A 19,646-nucleotide genomic window follows, 5' to 3' on the forward strand; every position below is an offset into this window, starting at 1 on the left:
CGCCCGACCTCCATCACAAATTGCCCGACAACCGGGTGAATTGTTCGTATTCTCTATTTTCGAAAAATAAAGCATGAGTAAAAACGTCCTGAAAATCGGACCTCCCGGAAAGCTCAATATATTGAGCTTTCCGGGCCAATTCCTCACAGCGCTTGCGAAATCGTTCCGAAAGCAGCGCTTCCTTCGCTCCTGCCAGACAAGCGTTGCCTACCGACTCTATTCGCTTTGCTGGCGGAATAAGACCTATTTTAACTGCACTGTGGGGATTAATAAAACTTCCAAAAGACCCGGCCAGAACAACTCTTTGAATGTCTTCCTCCCTTAACCCAGCTTCTTTAAGGAGAATGGTTCTCCCAGCCTGAAGGGCAGCTTTGGCAAGTTGCAACTGCGAAATATCTTTCTGGGTAATCACCAGGCGGGGTTCTCTACTTAGAACAAAAACCTTTTCTCCTCCTTCTTCTTCAATCCGCTCAGAAAGCGGATGAGACGCTGCTTCCAGCAAACGCCCAGTAGGACTAAGCAGGTCATTTTCCAACAACATAGCCAGTGCATCTATCAGGCCAGTACCACATATTCCTCGAGGTGGCTCGCCACCAACGGTTTGCCAGATCAGATCCCCATCTCTGAAAGACACCGAACTCACCGCGCCAGGTGTGGCCCTCATCCCTTGGCGAATTTGCGCCCCCTCAAAAGCAGGACCAGCAGCCGTCCCACAACACCATATCTTCCCCTCATGAACCAGCACGATTTCCCCGTTGGTGCCAATATCTATGTACAGGGTGGTTTCTTCGCTCTCCTCTATTTCAAAAGCAACCAGACCAGAAACAATATCGCCCCCAACATACCCAGCGCAGGAAGGAAAAAGGTAAACCTGAGCTTTAGGATGAACCAGAAGCTCCAATTCTTCACCCAAACCAACACTGGAGCGAACAAATACCGGAACATAAGGAGCAACACCAATTGAAACGGGCGAAACACCCCAAAAAATATGTTCCATGACCGTATTGCCAGCCACAGAAACTACAAAGATATCCTGGAAACTCCGGCCAGCTTTTTCTATCGCCTCTTGAATAAGCTGATTCATGGTAGAAATAGCTGCTTTCTGAAGCGCAACCAGGTTGTCTGGATGCCTCTGAATAGCCTCAATACGAGAAAGGACATCAGCCCCAAAACTGGCCTGGCGATTGAGCGTGGCCCCTCGGTAAAGAGAGGTACCGCTTTCGAGGTCTACAAGTTCACAGGCCAGGGTGGTGGTTCCCAGGTCAAATGCCACACCCAAAAAACCGCCACTTTCTCCTTGGCTGCTTTCGGCAATATGCCATATCTTCTCCCTTCCATACACCACTTCGAAAGATTTTGCTTCCTCACTGCCAATCGAGCCCAGAACTCGAAGATAATTGATATCCCATTCAGGGACCGAGACGGAATCACCGAGTTGCTTTTCCAAAACTTCCTGCAAGGAAAGACCCTCTGCAAGTTCCGGTTTACGCACAACAACGCGCTTCTTGCGTAGTGGTAAATCTCTAATTAAACCCTGATGGTAACCGTAAAAAGCGGTTTGCAGTGAAAAAGTGTCTTCATGCGGAATCCGTACCTTGACACTGCTTTGAAGTTGAATTTGACAGGCCAGTCGAAAGCCCTGGCGAATTTTATCTTCACCAAGATGGCGAAATTCAAAAGACGTGGGGGGAGAGACCTCTCCTTCGATAATTTGAATCAAGCACTTACCGCATAACCCTTTTCCGCCACAGTAAGCCTCTGTCAGCAATCCCTTTTGCTGCAGAACTTCAAATAGACTCTGAGTAGGTTCTAAGACAAAAAATTTACCTTGGTCCAGAATTTCCACTTTAAACATTGCTTATCCTACCTTACCCACCTAAACAGCAACCAGGTCAAGCAGTTCTGAAAAGTTAAATATCAGTGAAAGTTTATCACACTCGTCAAGGGAAAAATAGATTTGTCAGAAAATGAAAACACTTAAAAGAACCAAATTTTGATGAGAAGAGGAAAATGCTTTAAACATGGCCCCGCAAAACAACGCTGCTTTTCGGGGCCAATTCGGACATCAAAAGCGCTGTCATTTTTATTTATGCATCTTTAGGCTGTCCATAGTAAGCATTTTTACCATGTTTTCTCTGATAGCGTTTTTCAAGAAGGTGCGCAGGAAGACCGGGAGCATGGGGGTTAACAGTCAGGGTAGCTGCTGCCATTTTGGCCACCTCTTCAAGTACAACGCTGTTAAATACTGCTTTTTCCACGCTGTCCCCCCAGGTGAAAGGCCCGTGAAAGGCAACGATAACCCCCGGAGTAGCTAAGTAGTCTTTACCCTCAAAGGTTTCCACTATGACCCGCCCTGTATTTTTTTCGAGCTCCTCCACTTCTTCAGGACGCAGTGCTCGAGTACAGGGAATTTCCCCGTAGAAATAGTCAGCGTGAGTCCCTCCCAAGCAGGGAATTGGTTTCATTGCCTGAGCCCAGGCACAGGCCCAAAGGGAGTGAGTATGAACCACTCCACCTATTTTCTCAAAATGACGGTAAAGGTAAACGTGAATCATGGTATCCACCGAAGGGCGCAAATTTCCTTCTACCAGTTTCCCTTCAAGATCCACAATCACCATCTTTTCAGGAGAAAGTTCTTCATAAGGTACACCACTGGGTTTAATTACAATCAGACCCTTTTCTCTTTCAATAGCACTTGCGTTACCCCAAGTGTAGACAACAAGACCTCTTCGCTGCAGCTCGCAATTAGCTTCAAAAACTCTCTTGCGCAATTCCTCGAGCATGTTCATCCTCCTTTTCTCTTAAGAAATCAAGTCATTCATCCGCCAGACATCAACCAGTTTTTCTCTCAAAGTTCTGTAAACGTTATACTTTTCCCTATAAAGCCGATGATGCTCCAGGCGAGGGTAAAATTCCTTGCTAACCCTGAAAACCTTCTCAAAAGCATCCCGTAAATCTTTATACATTCCGACACCCACCCCTGCAATCATGGAGATACCCAGCGCACCCAGCTCAGGAGCCCTGGGAACCACCACCTTGACACCTAAAACGTCAGAAAGTACCTGACACCAGAAAGAACTTTTCACGCCTCCACCCGAAAGGCGTATCTCTTCAAGTTCGGTTGCCAGAGCCTGAAAGCAATCCAGTACCGAAAAAGCCACACCTTCATAAACAGAGCGCAGAATATACATTTCATCATGGGGCAGACTCAAACCAAAGAAAACCCCCCGGGCATGGGGATCGATAAAGGGCGCTCTCTCGCCTCCTGGACTGATATAGGGAAGAAAGATGATACCACCAGCTCCCGGAGGCACCCTCTGCATTTCCTGTTCTAAATGCGCAAAAAAAGCCTGCTTATCAGGAAACCTCTCGCGCAGATGAGAAAAGAAATTGTTCAAAAACCAGTCCAGACTGAGCGTTCCCGACATCGTAGCCATGGAGCGGAGATACAGACCAGGAAGCGGATAGGCAACCGTGATACCTACCCCTTCAGGCTTAAACAGAGCATCCACACAATCAGTTAAAAAAGCATTGAAACAGGTAGTTCCCAAAATAGAGTAGGCTTGTCCTGCCTCCAGTATGCCCAGCGCAACAGCACAGGCCACCACATCCACAACGCCGTTCACCACAGGAATTCCTGCTGGAAGGCCTGTAGCCTGGGCTGCCTGGGGCGTAACCTCTCCAATAACTTGGCAGGGGTCTTCAAAAGGAGGCAACAGGTCTTCAACTTCAAGAAGATCAAAAAGCCTCAATACCTCTTTTACTTCACCTTCGATGGGATAAGGAAGCATGAAAAGGTCTGAAAGGTCGGTTGCAATTTTTCCAGTTAGCTTAAATTTTACCCAGTCCTTGGCAAAAACCAGATGGCGCGCTTTTTGCAAGTGCTGCGGTTGATTTTCTTTTAACCAGGCCAGAATAGCCAAAGGCGAACCAGTAAAAATGCTGTTACTGGTCAACCGAAAAGCTTCGGCATGTCTCCCATCTTCTTTCCAGAGGTCAATTAATTGCTTCGCTCGTCCATCAATCCAGACAATAGCATTTCCTATAGGTTCCAGATTGGAATCAAGTAGCCAGCATCCCGTACCCTGACCAGTTACCCCCAACGCTGCAATGGAAGAGGCAATTTCTTCACCGCAAGAAGTAAGGCAACTACGTATTGCCTGTGAAGTCTTCTCCCAGATAACCTGCATATTTTCTTCGGCCTGATCCTGTTGCTTGCTGATGATTGGTACCTCCTCTGCTTTTGAGGCAAGAACGTTCCCTTCAAGGTCAAAAATGACCACTTTAATCCCACTGGTACCGACATCTACCCCCATGAGCAACTTTTTCATCACCGAGTTCTCCCCACTTCAGAAACTAATTTTTTTTCAAAAGTCAACACACACTTTATAACTTTTTTATCATTTCTCACTTTCCAGAAAGCCTCTTGAAACTGAGAAAAGGGCAACACACAATTTATCAACAAATCCGTCTTGATTAAGCCTTTCTCAAGCAACGACAGTGCTTCGCGAGTATCCAGAGGTGAAGCAGAATAACTGGCACGAATCGTCAGATGAGAAAAATAAAAACTATTTATCTCTAAAGAAACCTTTTCACCAGGTTGGGAAGGAGCGTAAAGCAAGAGCCTTCCACCCCGCTCCAGGCAGTTTATTGCCCCCTCAATAGCCTTCGGAAAAGGTGGCGTCACAAAAACCACATCCGCCAGGTAGCCTTTATTTTGTTCCTTCAAAACCTCTGCCACGTCTTCCTGATTGGGGTCAATCACTGCATCTACCCCCAGGGAAAAAGCGAGTTCTCTTCGAAAAGGATCAGGTTCACTTACCAAAACTGCGCCTGCACCATAGATTCTCGCCAGCTGGGTTAACGCTAATCCGTTGAATCCCGCACCAACTACCAGTACCGTATCACCACGCTTAAAAAGAGAACGCTTGAAAGCCTGAATGCAGCAAGCCAGAGGTTCTACCAGAGTAGCTTCCACAAACGAAACATTTTCCGGAAGCAATAAAAGCCCTTTTCTCACATTTTCGCCCGGAACCTTGATGAACTCTGCAAAACCACCAGGGTATATGTGGCTTGCACGAAAATCCGGACACATTGAAAACTCACCAGCACGGCAGTAGCGACATACAAAACACGGTACATGATGATGCACAAACACCCGATCCCCGACTTTCAAATTCTGAACGGAAGACCCAGTCTTAACTATAACGCCTGCTGGCTCATGCCCCAGGAAGGTTGGTGCTTTAGGTTCTCGATACCAATCCAGGATATCACTTGCACAAATACCGCAGGCTCTGGTTTCAACCAGGACTTCATCTTCTCCAATATCCGGCACCGGCCAATCCTCCATTTTAAGGGTATGGCGGTCATAATAGCGTAAAACCTTCATTCTCGTGTAAGCACACCGACTTCTTTCAAGAAATCCTTATTCGCAATCACACACAGAAAAGCAAAAATCTCGTCACCCACATTTTTTAGCTGATGTACTTCTTGAGGAGGAATGTATATAACATCCCCAAAACCAACTTCATACTCTTTTTCTCCGGCCAGCACTTTTCCTTTACCCCGCAACACAAAAACACCGTGGTCATGCTGATGTTGGTCAAAAACAGTTTGCCCACCGGGCTGGACCTCAAAGTAGCGCACCGCAAAATACGGGGCACCTTCATTTTTGCCGATCAGCCAGCAAACACTTACTCCGCGAGGGTCCCGGGGTCCCTCACCAGAGGGATATTCTTTCCTTTCTACGCCTTCCCAAATCCAACTATCCTTTCCCTCATGCACCAATCGATGCAGTATAGCCATTTAACCTGCCTCCCGGATTAAGGCTTCAAAATAACCTTTAGGGCTTCTCTGCGGCGGACCAGCTCAAATCCTTTTTCCCAACGCTCAAGAGGTAATTCATGAGTAATCAGTTCTCTCAGGGGTAGGTGGTGCTTGTGCAGCAATGCTATAGCTTTTTGCCAGCTCGAAGAGGTCTGGGTTCTCGAACCAGTAACCACCAGCTCCCGTGAGAAAAAATAGGTATCAAAATCCAACTCCACTTCTCGATGTAATATACCCATTTGTACTAATTTACCACGCTTTCTGAGAACTTCCAACCCTTGATGCACAGCGTGAACAGAACCAGAACACTCAAAAACCACGTCCACACCGTAAGGATCGATCTTTTCTCGAACAAATTGATATATATTTATTTCGTCAATATCAATAATCCCCGCAATATTTTGTTTTAAAGCAATTGCAAACCGTTCTTTATCCTGAGCTTTTCCCACCAGAAACACCTGGGCACCGGATAAGTTTGCCACCCAGCTCACCAGAATGCCCAGCGGACCAGGGCCGAAGACCAGCACCTTTTCTGTGCCCTTCAGCGCAGCCTGTTCCATAACACCACGCACCGCACAGGCCAGGGGTTCCAGAAGTGTACCCTCTTCAAAAGAAAGATACTCTGGCAGGCGATAAAGGGTAAATTCAGGAACCACAATATACTCTGCAAAAGCCCCATTAACTCCTGAACCAATACCCTTTCTGTTCACACATAAATTGTACAAACCCTCGCGGCAGTAAGGGCACTCCCCACAGCGCACTACAGTGGTTTCTGAGCTCACTCGCTCACCAACTTTGAAATGACGAACCTGGTCTCCAATCTCGACTATTTCACCGGAAAACTCATGACCCAGTATAACAGGGGGACGCAAAGAAGCAATCCCATAAACATCCGTTCCACAAATACCTGCTGCCCTGACTTTTATTTTAACCTCCCGAGGACCACAACGAGGTTCTTCCACCTCTAAAAGACGAATACTTTCCTTGCTCTCCGTTTCCTGAACCAGTGCCAGCAAAACCAAGGCCTCCTCTTCACAAAGTGTTACAAATGTCATTAAGAAAATTCACACTTGGAAAATATAGCACACCCGCCAGCCGGGTGTCAACGATTTGTCGTAAAGAGCGGAACAAATGGAATCAACGGCACGGAAACCGGATCCAAGAATAAAATACACAAACTAAAAAACCAAAGAAGCCGAAAGACACAAACCCGTGTAAGACAAAATCAACAACACCAAAAGCTTATAGACTCTGTTTTGCTAACCACTTCATCCCAAAAGGGAGTGCTACAGGTCTTCCAGCAAATTCACTCATCATCAACCAAATTATCCGTAGCAGCAACCATTCTTTTTTGTCTGGCCAAACGCCGTCGATTTTGATAGGTAACGCTGAGATAATTGATTACCATCACCAGAATCAAAACAAAACCCCAGGTAAATTCTTTAAAGAAATTACTGAAACGAAGCATGTTAAAACCGCTGGAAAGGAACTGCAAGGAAAGAATGGCCAAAACCAATCCAGAAACTGTTCCAAAACCCCCGCTGGGATTCACCCCACCCAGGATTGATACTAAAACAGCCTGCAAAACGTAAGAAGTCCCGTAATCAGCCTTAGCAGAATTGGTACGAGCTATAACAATGATACCCGCCAGCCCAGCCAGAAACCCAGATATTAAATAGGTTTTCAAAAGCACTAAAGTATTGTTGATTCCAGAAAAACGAGCAGCAGTAGCGTTGGTTCCCAGCATAAAAACCTGAAAACCAAAAGCTGTCTTATTGAGGACTATTGCAAAAACTACAGCAACCGCTGCGAACAAAATCAAAGGTACAGGGAATATCCCTACCACACCGTTACCGATAAACAAAAATTGCTCCGGATATCCCAGCACCGCATAACCCTTGGTAATCACCATGGCAATACCCGTGTAAAGCTGCATGGTTCCCAGAGTAGCCAGAATAGGAGGAATACCCACCCTGGCCACGAGAAAACCATTAAAAAGGCCACACAAAATACCTGTACCAAGTGCAATAAGGATTGCTCCCATAATGACCAGAGCAACCTGGCTTCCCCCTGTCCCCGGCGGCAAAGCAGTAGTCATCAACTTGGCAGCCAGAATACCTGCCAGATTGGCAGTTCCCACTACAGAAAGGTCTATTCCTCCTGTGAGCATGGTCAACATCATGGCAACTGACAGGACTCCCAACTCTGGAAACTGATAGGACATGGAGCGGAAATTGCGTAAAGTTAAAAAAGTATGAGGGCGTAAAAGGCCCATAACCAGAAAAATGGCCACCGCTATGAGCAGCAAACGCAAGATGTTGCTGTCTACCTTCAATGCACCAACTGAGAATGCACCAGAATCCATTCTTCCAAACTTCGATGCTTTTTGTTGATTATTAACCGAGTTACTTTTCATGACCGATCTTCTCCTTATCAGCTTTCTTGAGTATCAAGCAAACTGACGCGATGTGTTCGCCTGCTCCGCCAAGCAGTAAGACCAGTACCAAGTATGATTATGATGCCAACGACTGCAGTCTGCCAGTAAGAAGGAACACCCATCATGATGAGGCTGTTATTCATTATCACTACCAGGAAAACACCCAAAATGGAACCCAAAACTGTTCCATGTCCTCCCGTTATGCGAGCACCTCCCAGAACCACTGCCGCAATAACAGAAAGTTCTGTACCTACCAGGTCAAAAGGGCTGGCAGTGCGGATCAAAGAAGCGTGAACAACGCCAGCAACGCCCGCCAGAAAACCCACGTAACAATACACAAAAAACTGTATGAAAGCAATATTTAACCCAGCACGCTCAGCTGCTACCCTATCCCCTCCAAGGGCGTAAATGCCCCTACCCAGCATGGTGCGATTCAATATAAACCAGGTTATCGGAATAACCAACGCCAGAACGAAAACCGACACCGAAAGACCATTGGTTCCCCCAATCATAGTTTTAACTGGAAAAAGTTCCATCCGTGAAAAACGTACCATGCCTGGAGGAAGAACGCTGATAATTTTGGTTCCTACGAAGGCCAGCAAGAAACCCCTGAACATATTGGATGTCCCCAAGGTTACAATAAGTGTTGGTAGCCTAAAAGAAGAAATAAGCACGGCGTTTATGAACCCGAGTAACGCGCCCAAACCACCAGAAATAATGAAAGCAGACAGGATAGACCCTTCAAAGCCAATACCCTTGAGATAACGAGTAGTAACGTACATAGCAAAAGCTGCTATAGCCGTAAAGGAAATATCAATTCCTCCCGAAACCAATACCATCAAAACTCCTACACCAAAGATCCCCATAACAACGCTGGAACGCAACATATCGTACAGGGTAGCCAGAGTAAAAAAATTAGGGTTAATTGCACCAATTATTAGAATCAAGCCCAGAATGATAAAAGCCAAAAAAAGCTCGTTTTTACTCAGGACTTTGTCAAAAAATTTACTCATTTTTCCTCATTTCCCTTCGTCTTGAAATTTCAAACGAAAGTTGGCGTCTTCTTAGTTTTTGTCTCCAGTCCTTCTTCACCAATCATCTTCTGGGTCAACTCTTCCTCGGTAACCTGTTCACCAGAAAATTCTTCGACTATTCGCCCCCTCTTCATTAAAAGGATACGATTGCAATTCTGGACAACCTCTGGGATATCGTCCGAAATGATAATCACGCCCATGCCCTGTTGCGCCAGAGAACGGATAATCTGGTGGATATCGGATTTCGAACCTATGTCCACCCCAACGGTAGGACCGTTCAAAATCAAAAGTTTGGGCATGGTAGCCAGCCATTTAGCCAGAACTACCCTCTGCTGGTTGCCCCCAGAAAGGCTCTGTACTGGCAAATCCGGAGAGGGAGTCACAATTTTGAGGTCTTTTATCCAGCGCATTATCTGTTGATTCTTTTGAACAAGATCAATAATGCCCATTCTCTTTAACAAACGATAAATGACGCTCACAACTATGTTGTTACCTATGGACTGAGGAAGAAAAAGCCCCTCAGTAAGTCTATCCTCGGGAACATAACCCATACCATGTCGAATAGCATCCTGCACACTGCGAATGCGAACTGGTTTTCCATCAAGATAAATGTTGCCCTCAGTAGCCGGTTGAAGACCAAACAAGGCCATGGCTAATTCAGTACGGCCCGAACCCAAAAGGCCAGTTATACCCAAAATCTCTCCCGGATAAAGCTCGAAGGAAACATCAGTAAAACTGCCCTTACAACCAAGACGTTCAACCCGTAATAAAGGTTCTCTGGTAGCGTCCGGCTTATATTGATAACGACTCTCTTTAATCTCGCGACCTGTCATGTAAAAAACCAATTTAGAGCGATCAAAGCTTGAGCGATCGCCGTCAGCCACATTACGTCCATTACGCAAAATGGTTACTTTTTCCGAAATCTCCAGAACTTCATCGAGCTTATGACTAACAAAGAGAATAGAAACTCCTTCTTGTTGCAATTGCTTTATCACCCGAAACAAGGAACGCACTTCTTTCCGGGTTAAAGCGGTGGTTGGCTCATCCATGATGATCAAACGTGCGTTATGCAAAAGAGCACGCGAAATCGCAATCAACTGTTTATCTGCAACCGAAAGCTCTTCCACCTTGCGGTCGAGAGGAATATTCACGTTGATGCTCTCCACAGCTTTTCGCGCAACATTATGTACCTCTTTCCAGTCCACTAAGCGTCTTCTTTTCTCAAGCAAGTAGTTGAAGGCGATATTTTCAGCCGCGGTAAGGTTGGGAAACAACGAGAAATCCTGATAAATAACCTGAATGCCTTCACGAATGGAATCGATAGGATGAAGTCTGAAAAACTTTTTGCCATTGATAATGATTTCTCCCTCATCGGGGGCCTCTGCTCCGGAAATGATCTTAATGAGAGTTGACTTACCAGAACCGTTCTCTCCTACTAAACAGCGAATTTCCGCCCGTCCAATCGTCAGGTTAACCTTTTTGAGAGCCTGCACCCCAGCAAAAGATTTACTTACATTCTTCACTACCAGGAATTCTTCACCCATAACCTCAAGGCTCCCTTCTTGCAACTTTTATTTTCGCTTCGAAAGTAAGCACACTGCTCCTGTCCTCGAAGAAACAGGGGCTGGCAGTAAAACACTACCAACCCCTGCTGGAATTTACTCGTTAAAAATCATACTGGTCCATGTTGTCTTTGGTTACAAAAACCCAGGCCTCGCCGTAGAGAACGCGTCCATCCATGCGAAGGTTGTTGTAGCCAGGAACTCCCAGGTCCATTCCATCGGTAACTTCCTTGCCTTCCAAAACCATAACTGCCAGCTTGTTCATAGCATACCCTGCATCGGCCGGATCCCAGAAACCAATAGCTTTGACTGCTCCGCTCTCCAGGTACTGTCCACAAAGGGATACCAGACTGGGACCAACTACCGCAATCTGGTCTTGCAAGCCAGCTTCTTCCACTGCCAGTCCACAACCAGGAGCCGCGGTGGAAGCTGCAGTTCTCACACCACGCAAATTGGGATAGGTTCGCAAGAGTTCCTTCATATTCTCGTAAGCACGGGTCTGGTCGTCGTAGTCCTCAAGGGGTGTTTCGGTTACCAGCTTCATTTTGGGATATTTTTCCTTCTGGCGCTCTACGCTTCCAGTAATCCACTCCATGTGGGTCTTGGAAGTAAGGCTGCCCACCATAGTGGCGTATTCTCCCTCTTCACCCATGTAGCTGGCCAGAATATCCATCAATTTGGCTCCAAAAGCGTAATTATCGAAAGCCTCGAGATCCCAGTGAGCATTCTGGATATTGGATGCTTCATGGGTAATAACCACAATATCCTCATCCATAGCTCTCTTCAAAACTGGTTCTACCGCTTCAGGGGAGAAGGGAACCACGCAGATAGCATCTACTCCCTGAGCAATCAAATCTTCAATGATTTGAACCTGCAGGGCGGCATCAGCACGAGGAGGACCCACCAGGAAAGCCTCATGACCAGTATCGGCGGCGAATTTCTTAACACCTTCTCGCATGCGTTCAAACCAGGCGATACCATCAACCTTTACTACAGTAGCAATGGTATACTTCTTTGCCATTGCTGGAACAACCAGAATGGCTACCAACAAAACTACCATTAAGAAAAGAGTTAACTTCTTCATGTGCAACCTCCTCACTCAACTTTGATTTTGCAGTGATTGGTTCCGAGATAGGAAGCGAACCTATCCCAAAAAAGCTTTATTGCAAATTAATGATTTAAAAACTCTTACTCCCTCCGTTCATCTACCTCCTTTCTTTTAATATTTATGAAATTTTGTTTAAAAAATTTTGTTCATTCTAACAGAACGATTTTGATTCTGTCAATTGGACAAAAAGCCTCAACCACAACGTGGGAAACCCCAACCCTACAAACCCTTAAACGCAGCAACAACCTGGGATAAAGGTTCTTGAGAAAATAGGGCTGTTCCTACCACGACCACCTCTATCCCAGCTTCTCTTATCGCACCAATGTTTTCAAGGCTCACTCCGCCATCCAGGCCTACAGGAATCTGATAATCGCATTCCTCAAACAATGTTTTTACCAGCCGAACTTTTCCCATAACTGACCTCTCAAACTTTTGACCACCAAAGCCCGGTTCAACACTCATCAAAAGCACATAATCAACATATTCAGCAAAATACTTGATTCGCTCAAAACTGTCGCCAGGATTAACAGCAAGCCCGGCCTTTTTACCATATTTGTGGATGGTATCCAAAATTCGTATCGGATGCCTGCAAACATCGAGCTGAACAATTATCAAATCCGCCCCAGCTTCCGCAAAAGCAGTGATATAACGTTCAGGATTATCTATTTCGAGGTGCACCTCAAGCGGCAAATTAGTTATTCTCCTCAAATCTTGAACTGTTTTGGGAGAAAAAGCAAAATTTTCCACATAATGGCCATCCATAATATCCAGGTGAACGAAATCCACTCCTGCCCGTTCCAGCTCAACGACCGTATCGCCCAGATAGGCTGTGTCACAAGACAAAAGCGAAGCGGAAATTTTCAAGACCCTTACTCCTTTCAAAAGAATCCACATCGTGTTTTTACCATTTGTAATCCATTACAGGAACATTCAAAAAGACAGGGATGCCCCGCTAAGAGCATCCCCTCCAATTTTAGCGATAAAAGAAATAAAAAGCTCACGCTTTACCAATGAAAATTACACGATTATCAAGATTAAGAGAACTAAACCCTTACAACCCTAAACCTCGACCGCCTCCAGAGTCTGCGCATCGAAGAACTTCAAAAACTCAAGCGGAAAGCCAACCCATACTTTCTGTCCAATCTCTACACTGGTACGCGGAATTTTAGCCTTCAGCGTATCTTCCCCGCTACGAAGGTGTAAAACTAACCTGTTCCCTATTGGCTCGGACAAAACAACCTCAAAGGGAACATAACCCTCGCGGGGCTCAAAAAGGATTTCCAGATTTTCCGGACGTATGCCAATTATAAGCTCTCTCTTTTCTGAATCACCAAGAAAATCTCGAGAAAGATTTTTCAAAACATAAGAAAAGCTACGAGCTTGCATAATGCAAACAGACTCTCCCGCTTGCAAGGAACAGTTTAAGAAATTCATACCTGGGTTCCCTATAAAGTAACCAACAAAGGTATTGCTGGGGTTAGAATAGACCTCCTCAGGAGAATCATACTGCAATACCTTACCCTCATTCATAACGGCAATCCTGTCAGCCAGAGTCAGGGCTTCACCCTGATCGTGGGTCACATAAACCATGGTTTGTCCAAGATTGGATTGCAAGCGTTTCAAAATGGTCCGCAACTCCAACCTCGTTGCAGGATCCACATTGGTAAGGGGTTCATCTAAAAGGTAAACATTGGGTTTTCTTACAAAAGCCCGGGCCAGAACGATTTTTTGTTTGATTCCTGCATCGAGATTATAAGTATCCTGCTTTAAAAGGTGTGAGATTTCAAACACTTCAGCAACTTCTTCGACCCTGCGCCTGATTTCTTTTTTCGGCACTTTATGGGCAACCAGTGGAAAAGCAATGTTTTCGTAAACGGTCATTCCCGGATACACAACCGGAAACTGAAACACCATTGCCACATTTCTCTCTTCAGGTGAAACCTGCGTGACGTCTCTACCATCAAAAAAGACCTTGCCTGCAGTTGGCTCTTCCAAACCAGATATGATTCTCATGGTTGTAGTTTTGCCACAACCTGAAGGACCCAGAAGACTAACCAACCCCTTATCAGGAATCTCCAGAGTCAAGTCTTTAACCGCAACCACTTTATTATCAAAAACCTTGGTAATGTTTTGCAATAATATGCTCGCCATTATCGCTCACCCTTAACAATAAACTCCAGGTTTTCACCGGTAGATGCGGAAAAAAGATACACATCCTCTATTGAAAAGCCAAAGGGCAATTTTTCACCCGGAGAGACTCTGAAAACACCTGGCACAAAGGAACGTAGAGTTAAATCACCAATCTCTATGTGGACAATAGTATCTGAACCCACAACTTCGCTCAAAACTGCTTTGCCTTCGAAGGTGAAATTTTTTCCTTCCACATTACCAAGCACTATGTTCTCAGGACGAATACCCAAAAATATTTCTCTATCTTTTTCGTTGAGCTTTGAGAAATCTCCCCAACCACTGAGGTCCAGTTGCAAAGAAGACCCCTTCCAAAGCACCGAACCTTTTTCCATCTCCAAAAAACCCCTTACAATATTCATTGCCGGAAAACCCAGATAGGTAGCCACAAACACATTGGCCGGATGATAATAGGCTTCCCAAACATTACCCAATTGTTGCACCTTACCTTCGTGGAGAACAAGCAAAATATCAGCCATCGACAGCGCATCAACAGGGTCGGGTGTAGCATAAACAAGTGTCTGTCTGAACTCTCGCTGCATCAACTTAAATTGTACCCGCATTTCTTCTCGTATTTTAAAGTCAAGATTAACAAGCGGCTCATCGAAAAGACAAACACTGGGTTCTTTTACTAAGGCTCTGCAAATAGCCACCCGCTGTCTCTCTCCCCCGCTGATGTAATCAGGCAAGCGGTCCAAAAGAGCATCTATTTTTAGAAATTTAGCAACTTGCAAAACTTTCTCTCTAATCACCTCTTCCGACAGACCTTTTACGCGCAAGGGACTGGCTATATTCTCGAACACTGACATATGTGGGTACAGAGCGAAATCCTGAAAAACCATAGCTATGTTCCTTTTCTGAGGGGGAAGCAAGGTAACTTCCTGCCCGTCAAAAAAAACCTCCCCTTCATCAGGTATTTCCAAACCAGCTATAATCCGTAAAAGAGTGGTCTTACCCGCACCAGGTTCACCCAGAATGCAGAAAAAAGTTCCCCCTTCAATCTCTGCGCTAACTCCCTTTAGAGCAAGGTTCTTACCAAAATATTTGCTTATATTCGAAAGCCTTATATTAATCATCGTGTCTCATTCCCTCAACGGAGATAGACTTTTATCAAATGCTTACGGAAGAAAATTAATATTATTATTGAAGGAATAATCGCCAGAATTGATAAGGCAGCAATCTGGTTCCACATAATTCTCATACCTCGCCTCAGGCTTGGCAAATAAGCGGTATAGAGTAACACATTACGTCCTCCAAGAAGATAAGCGATGATGAATTCATTCCAAATAAATATCCATGTCAAAGCAACTGTTGCAGCAAGTCCTGGGCCAATCAAAGGGAGTACTATTCTACGAGCTGTTTGCCAGAAAGAGTAGCCATCAACATAACTCGCTTCTTCAATGCTTCGTGGTAGTGCATCCAGAAAACCCTTAAGGAGCCACACAGCGAGAGGGAGGTTAAAAGCAGCATAAGTAATGACCAAAGAAAAATAGGTATCGAGCAAGCCAAAAGTTTTCCAGAACCAGAAAATAGGCAAGAGAAAAGCAATAGGAGGAAACATACGAAGAGTCAAAAGGTTGAACTGGGCAGTTTCGTTAGTCAAAGGAGTGTTTGGATAGCGCGAATAGGCATAACTTGCCATAGTACCCAAAACAACCGCCAGAACGGTGGCCAAAATACCAACGATCAAGCTGTTGCCAAGGGCAATTCTACCTGTGCCCTGTAGAACAAATTGGTAAGCCTCTAAAGTAAAGTCTGGAGGGATGAAAGCTGGAGGAACTTTGTATACATCTCCCACATGCTTGAAAGAAGTATTTACTGTCCAATAAATTGGAAACAGAATAAAAATACCATAAACAACAAGACCTAAAATGCCAAGCCTTCTACCCCACTTTCCCTTCTGCATTTCTTAACACCCCTTAAGCCCTCTTGGTTAATCTCCAGAAAATCAGCATTGCAACAACGGCCATAATGCCGAATATCCAGGACATGGAAGCCGCATAACCAACGTTAAAGTAAGAAAATGCTGTTTGATAAAGGTAAAAAGTCGGAAGTTCGGTAGCTGTTCCTGGCCCCCCATAAGTCATGATAAAAACCTTATCGAGAAACTTGTAAGAATCCATGAAACGTAACAGAAAAGCTATCGCTAAGGGAACTCTCATATAGGGAAGAATAATCTTTCTGAGAATCAAAAACTTTGAAGCTCCGTCAAGCCGAGCTGACTCAAGTAATCTCTCGGGTACAGAAATGCGTGCAGCATAAGCAATCAATAAAGGCAAGCTCGTCCACTGCCAGATATCCACTATCATGAGAGTGGTCAGAGCAAGTTTTTGTGTTCTCCAACCAATTGGGGAAAAACCCAGCCAGACCAGGATGTTATTGATGGTGCCTGTATCCGTAACCAGCAAAGTCCACATTTGGGCCACCACGGCTTCCGCCATCATCATGGGAAGGAGAAAAACGACCAGAGCAAAAGTTCTCAAACGTTCAGAACGAATGTACTCAACCAGGGCAAGCGCAATCAAGGTTCCCAAAACAAGCTGAATGGTAACACCAACGCCGGAATAATAAAGCATCCTACCCAGCGAAGCCAAAAAGCGTTCGTCCTTGAGAACCGCAATATAATTGGCAATACCTACAAAGCGCCTTTCGGGAGAAATGGTCGGATTCCAACTATGAAAAGAAATGTAAATTGCCCAAAGCAGGGGAAATATAACTATAGCCAGTACCAGAAGCTGCGGCGGGATGATTAAATAAAGCGGTCTTTTGGGCATTCTCTTGGGAAAGAGCATCTCTCCTTACTTAACCCCCTCTTTTTCCGATTCACTGCAGGAGGCAGAATGCCTCCTGCAGTTTTTTCAACTTGCAACCACCTAAAACTCTAATCCCAGAAACCGACTCTTCTGCCTGCTTCCAGAAATTCCTTGTAGTATTCTTTCTGTTTCTCTTTGCCCAGTTTGTCGCGAATTGCTTCCCATTCCTCAGCTGCTTTCTCAATCGCTTCTTCTGGGGTAACTTCTCCACTCATAGCTCTCTGTACCCATCTCGATAGAGATTCTGTATACTCGGTAGCTCCAGGCCAGTTAATTTCTGGGAACGCAACAGCCAGGTTAGCTAAACCCCCATCCAGGTGCTTGCGGGCCTCTTCAAAAGTGGAAAAAGTGGGTATATTTTCAGGCCAATCGGGAGCAACACCTCGCAAGGGATTGGGCTTGGTATACTGTGCCGCAGCCTCATCAGTAAAGTGAGAATAGAGGTAAGGATCCATGCCGCAGTAGGTATCGGCTACTGAATAGATGCTGTAGACAGGGCTGGATACTCGCAGCATCACATAAAATGCTGCCTGCTTTACTTTCTCAGGTAAGTTTTTGGGAATAATCCAGAAGCGGTTATAGGGAGCCATTGCTCGATGAGTTACCACTCCAGTTTCCGGATCCCTGTAGCCAGGGATCAGAGCGTTGGCAACATCACCTTTAACTTCGGGTTGTCCCATCTGCCCCCACTCATTAATATCTATGAACCAAATCTGGAATACAACCTTTCCTGCCAGCCAGTAGTCAACCGTTTCTGTAAATCCAAAGTTGGACACTCCAGGAGGACAGTATGGTTCCGTCTCTACCATCTTTTTTAACGCAGCCACTGCTTTATCTCTGGGCCATAACGCATGCTCCATATCGTCGCTGAAGTAACGCACTCCGTATGAGGCAGCGATATCAAAATAAAAGACTGAACCATCAGGGGGCAAAAGCCACCACATGGTGGAATACATATCGGGCGGCAAAACATTCTCCTTAAAGAATTTTGCCAGATCGACGAAATCATCCCAGGTTTCGGGAGGCTGCAATTCTTTCCCGAACTGGGCCTTAAACATTTCCTGGTACTTGGGGTTTTCAAAGAAAGACTTGCGATAATTAAAGAGGTGGATATCACCATCAAAAGGAATAGCCCAGTAATGTCCTCCCCACTTCATGTAGAATTCCCGATAAGTTGGAATGATATCGTCAAGGTATTTTTTGACGTCCTCTGGATCAAACATTTCAAAGTAAGAATCAAGGGGCTCTATCAAACCGGTGAGAGCGAAGTCAGCAATGAAACGGGGATTAATCTCAATGATTTGCCAGCTTGGCTTACCTGCCAGCAAGTCGCCCATAACCTTTTCGCGAAGCCGTGGCAGGTCAACCATCTCAGTACGTTCGATCTTAACTCCGCACTCTTTTTCAAGAAGCGGAGCATACCACTCTAAGATCCTACCTGCTCCTGAATCATGGATGGCCCTCAAAGTAATACCGCTGAAATCAACATCCGGATTCTTCTCCCCGGGAGGCAAAAATAACTTGATTTTTGCCTCTCCCAGGGAAAAAGTTGCCACAACCAGCAATGCGACAAGTACAAAAAGGTACTTACGCATGTCAACCCCCTCCATTAAACGTACAAGAAACGTGAAATTCGGATTACCAAACTACATCACTTAAAAAACACCTTTCTCACCACTTCGTGCACCGCTCCGGCATCCATGCTTTCTCTCGCTTTAGAAAGTGCTGCTTCGTCTATTTCATCGAGCAGAGCATAAAGACCCAGGGTATTTTTCACACACAACTCAAGCGCCTTTTCCGGAGCCATTCGATATGGGAAGATGTCAAAGCTCAAGTATCCCTGGTAGTTGCTCTTTTTAACGTAGTAAAGAAACTCCAACGTCTCATAAAGGTTTACGCTACCTGCAACCAAATCGTCATCCCATTCCCGGTACGCATCGTTGAAATGCACCCCATACAGAACTCCTTCTTTGGCCAGGACGGAAACCACTTCCCCAGGATTTTCTTTTGCCATCAGAGCATGACCAAAATCAACCGTAACACCAACATTGGGTTTGCCAAGTTTTTTAATGAGATATATGGCCCGGAAAGCATTCCCCAGGAGCAAATACTGTCGTGGTTCCTTGAGCTTGTATTCAAGAGCAATTTTAACTGAGTTGCCGTATTCAGCAATTTCAGCTACTGACTCAGATAGCAAATTCCAGCTACGTTCATAGTCTGCTTGAAAAGCATAGTCGAATCCATCAACCCCCAACCACAAACCAACCGTCGAACACTCAAAGATTTCCGTCAAATCAATTAATTTTTTCGCTGCATCTATCGCCTCCCTTCTTCTTTTTTCATCATAATGAGTTAAGGCTCCCAGCTGCCACTTTGGAAAAGAATGCGTGTTGAGATTCATTGAACACACAGCCAGTCCATGGTCATCCAGGATGCACTTTAGCTCCTTGGCTTCTATATGCATAAGTTCGTCATCGAAAAATTCAATTGCCCGAACCTCAGGAACCTTAGCAACCCGCTTAATTCTTTCCTTGATATCCACCGGTTCTTCGTAGCCCTGGGGCATAAAACGGTCAGCCACGCCACCCATACACCATATTCCTACTGAAAGCTTTGGTTGATTCATCTCTGCCTCCTCCAGAAGATTTTATGTTACAAATGTAATAAAACTTTTTCTTA

Annotated in this window: 17 protein-coding genes; all 17 read right to left on the minus strand. The window is 45.3% G+C overall.

The genetic code is table 11. The annotated features are described in order from the left end of the window. Positions 1-13: 13 nt before the first annotated feature. Positions 14-1,855 carry an ASKHA domain-containing protein gene (locus tag QBE54_RS09210; RefSeq protein WP_369017897.1) on the minus strand — a complete coding sequence of 614 codons (1,842 nt, stop codon included), beginning with the start codon at positions 1,853-1,855 and terminating at the stop codon, positions 14-16. Between the two features lie 232 nt (positions 1,856-2,087). Further along, a complete protein-coding gene (locus tag QBE54_RS09215) occupies positions 2,088-2,783 on the minus strand; it encodes an L-ribulose-5-phosphate 4-epimerase (RefSeq protein WP_369019430.1) in 696 nt (231 codons plus the stop codon). A gap of 18 nt (positions 2,784-2,801) precedes the next feature. Further along, positions 2,802-4,331, minus strand: coding sequence for an FGGY family carbohydrate kinase (locus QBE54_RS09220; RefSeq protein ID WP_369017898.1), 1,530 nt, complete (start codon positions 4,329-4,331; stop codon positions 2,802-2,804). After that, on the minus strand, positions 4,331-5,389 hold the full coding sequence (locus tag QBE54_RS09225; protein WP_369017899.1) for an alcohol dehydrogenase catalytic domain-containing protein: 1,059 nt from the start codon (positions 5,387-5,389) through the stop codon (positions 4,331-4,333). Before QBE54_RS09225 ends, QBE54_RS09220 begins: the two co-directional genes overlap by 1 nt. Next, complete coding sequence (locus QBE54_RS09230) at positions 5,386-5,805, minus strand: cupin domain-containing protein (protein ID WP_369017900.1); 420 nt, start codon at positions 5,803-5,805, stop codon at positions 5,386-5,388. The genes QBE54_RS09225 and QBE54_RS09230 overlap by 4 nt, the downstream gene beginning before the upstream one ends. Before the next feature lie 17 nt (positions 5,806-5,822). Then, positions 5,823-6,842, minus strand: a complete 1,020-nt coding sequence (locus QBE54_RS09235; RefSeq protein WP_369017901.1) for a zinc-binding dehydrogenase — start codon at positions 6,840-6,842, stop codon at positions 5,823-5,825. 290 nt (positions 6,843-7,132) lie between these two features. Beyond that, positions 7,133-8,242 carry an ABC transporter permease gene (locus QBE54_RS09240; RefSeq protein WP_369017902.1) on the minus strand — a complete coding sequence of 370 codons (1,110 nt, stop codon included), beginning with the start codon at positions 8,240-8,242 and terminating at the stop codon, positions 7,133-7,135. Positions 8,243-8,259: 17 nt separating this feature from the next. Next, a complete protein-coding gene (locus tag QBE54_RS09245) occupies positions 8,260-9,276 on the minus strand; it encodes an ABC transporter permease (protein WP_369017903.1) in 1,017 nt (338 codons plus the stop codon). Positions 9,277-9,305: 29 nt separating this feature from the next. Then, positions 9,306-10,841 (minus strand): sugar ABC transporter ATP-binding protein, encoded by a 1,536-nt coding sequence (locus QBE54_RS09250; protein WP_369017904.1) that lies wholly within the window; start codon positions 10,839-10,841, stop codon positions 9,306-9,308. Between the two features lie 121 nt (positions 10,842-10,962). Further along, complete coding sequence (locus tag QBE54_RS09255) at positions 10,963-11,943, minus strand: autoinducer 2 ABC transporter substrate-binding protein (protein ID WP_369017905.1); 981 nt, start codon at positions 11,941-11,943, stop codon at positions 10,963-10,965. A gap of 243 nt (positions 11,944-12,186) precedes the next feature. Further along, positions 12,187-12,831 carry a ribulose-phosphate 3-epimerase gene (gene rpe / locus QBE54_RS09260; protein ID WP_369017906.1) on the minus strand — a complete coding sequence of 215 codons (645 nt, stop codon included), beginning with the start codon at positions 12,829-12,831 and terminating at the stop codon, positions 12,187-12,189. 195 nt (positions 12,832-13,026) lie between these two features. Next, positions 13,027-14,118: an ABC transporter ATP-binding protein gene (locus tag QBE54_RS09265; RefSeq protein WP_369017907.1), complete on the minus strand. Its 1,092-nt coding sequence runs from the start codon at positions 14,116-14,118 to the stop codon at positions 13,027-13,029. Further along, positions 14,118-15,230 carry an ABC transporter ATP-binding protein gene (locus QBE54_RS09270; protein WP_369017908.1) on the minus strand — a complete coding sequence of 371 codons (1,113 nt, stop codon included), beginning with the start codon at positions 15,228-15,230 and terminating at the stop codon, positions 14,118-14,120. Before QBE54_RS09270 ends, QBE54_RS09265 begins: the two co-directional genes overlap by 1 nt. Positions 15,231-15,244: 14 nt before the next feature. Further along, positions 15,245-16,060, minus strand: coding sequence for a carbohydrate ABC transporter permease (locus QBE54_RS09275; RefSeq protein ID WP_369017909.1), 816 nt, complete (start codon positions 16,058-16,060; stop codon positions 15,245-15,247). Positions 16,061-16,073: 13 nt separating this feature from the next. Further along, positions 16,074-16,946, minus strand: a complete 873-nt coding sequence (locus QBE54_RS09280) for a carbohydrate ABC transporter permease (RefSeq protein ID WP_369017910.1) — start codon at positions 16,944-16,946, stop codon at positions 16,074-16,076. Between the two features lie 89 nt (positions 16,947-17,035). Further along, the gene (locus QBE54_RS09285; RefSeq protein WP_369017911.1) at positions 17,036-18,562 is read right to left on the minus strand and encodes an ABC transporter substrate-binding protein; all 1,527 of its coding nucleotides are present in this window, start codon (positions 18,560-18,562) and stop codon (positions 17,036-17,038) included. Positions 18,563-18,618: 56 nt separating this feature from the next. Further along, positions 18,619-19,593, minus strand: a complete 975-nt coding sequence (locus QBE54_RS09290) for a sugar phosphate isomerase/epimerase family protein (RefSeq protein ID WP_369017912.1) — start codon at positions 19,591-19,593, stop codon at positions 18,619-18,621. Between the last annotated feature and the right edge of the window lie 53 nt (positions 19,594-19,646).

Source organism: Thermatribacter velox (assembly GCF_038396615.1).
GTDB lineage: Bacteria > Atribacterota > Atribacteria > Atribacterales > Thermatribacteraceae > Thermatribacter > Thermatribacter velox.

Excerpts from the sequence above, each read along its gene's own strand:
- QBE54_RS09210 (WP_369017897.1), bottom strand. The coding sequence starts at position 1,855 with ATGTTTAAAGTGGAAATTCTGGACCAAGGTAAATTTTTTGTCTTAGAA.
- QBE54_RS09215 (WP_369019430.1), bottom strand. The coding sequence starts at position 2,783 with ATGCTCGAGGAATTGCGCAAGAGAGTTTTTGAAGCTAATTGCGAGCTG.
- QBE54_RS09220 (WP_369017898.1), bottom strand. The coding sequence starts at position 4,331 with ATGAAAAAGTTGCTCATGGGGGTAGATGTCGGTACCAGTGGGATTAAA.
- QBE54_RS09225 (WP_369017899.1), bottom strand. The coding sequence starts at position 5,389 with ATGAAGGTTTTACGCTATTATGACCGCCATACCCTTAAAATGGAGGAT.
- QBE54_RS09230 (WP_369017900.1), bottom strand. The coding sequence starts at position 5,805 with ATGGCTATACTGCATCGATTGGTGCATGAGGGAAAGGATAGTTGGATT.
- QBE54_RS09240 (WP_369017902.1), bottom strand. The coding sequence starts at position 8,242 with ATGAAAAGTAACTCGGTTAATAATCAACAAAAAGCATCGAAGTTTGGA.
- QBE54_RS09245 (WP_369017903.1), bottom strand. The coding sequence starts at position 9,276 with ATGAGTAAATTTTTTGACAAAGTCCTGAGTAAAAACGAGCTTTTTTTG.
- QBE54_RS09250 (WP_369017904.1), bottom strand. The coding sequence starts at position 10,841 with ATGGGTGAAGAATTCCTGGTAGTGAAGAATGTAAGTAAATCTTTTGCT.
- QBE54_RS09255 (WP_369017905.1), bottom strand. The coding sequence starts at position 11,943 with ATGAAGAAGTTAACTCTTTTCTTAATGGTAGTTTTGTTGGTAGCCATT.
- QBE54_RS09265 (WP_369017907.1), bottom strand. The coding sequence starts at position 14,118 with ATGGCGAGCATATTATTGCAAAACATTACCAAGGTTTTTGATAATAAA.
- QBE54_RS09270 (WP_369017908.1), bottom strand. The coding sequence starts at position 15,230 with ATGATTAATATAAGGCTTTCGAATATAAGCAAATATTTTGGTAAGAAC.
- QBE54_RS09275 (WP_369017909.1), bottom strand. The coding sequence starts at position 16,060 with ATGCAGAAGGGAAAGTGGGGTAGAAGGCTTGGCATTTTAGGTCTTGTT.
- QBE54_RS09280 (WP_369017910.1), bottom strand. The coding sequence starts at position 16,946 with ATGCTCTTTCCCAAGAGAATGCCCAAAAGACCGCTTTATTTAATCATC.
- QBE54_RS09285 (WP_369017911.1), bottom strand. The coding sequence starts at position 18,562 with ATGCGTAAGTACCTTTTTGTACTTGTCGCATTGCTGGTTGTGGCAACT.
- QBE54_RS09290 (WP_369017912.1), bottom strand. The coding sequence starts at position 19,593 with ATGAATCAACCAAAGCTTTCAGTAGGAATATGGTGTATGGGTGGCGTG.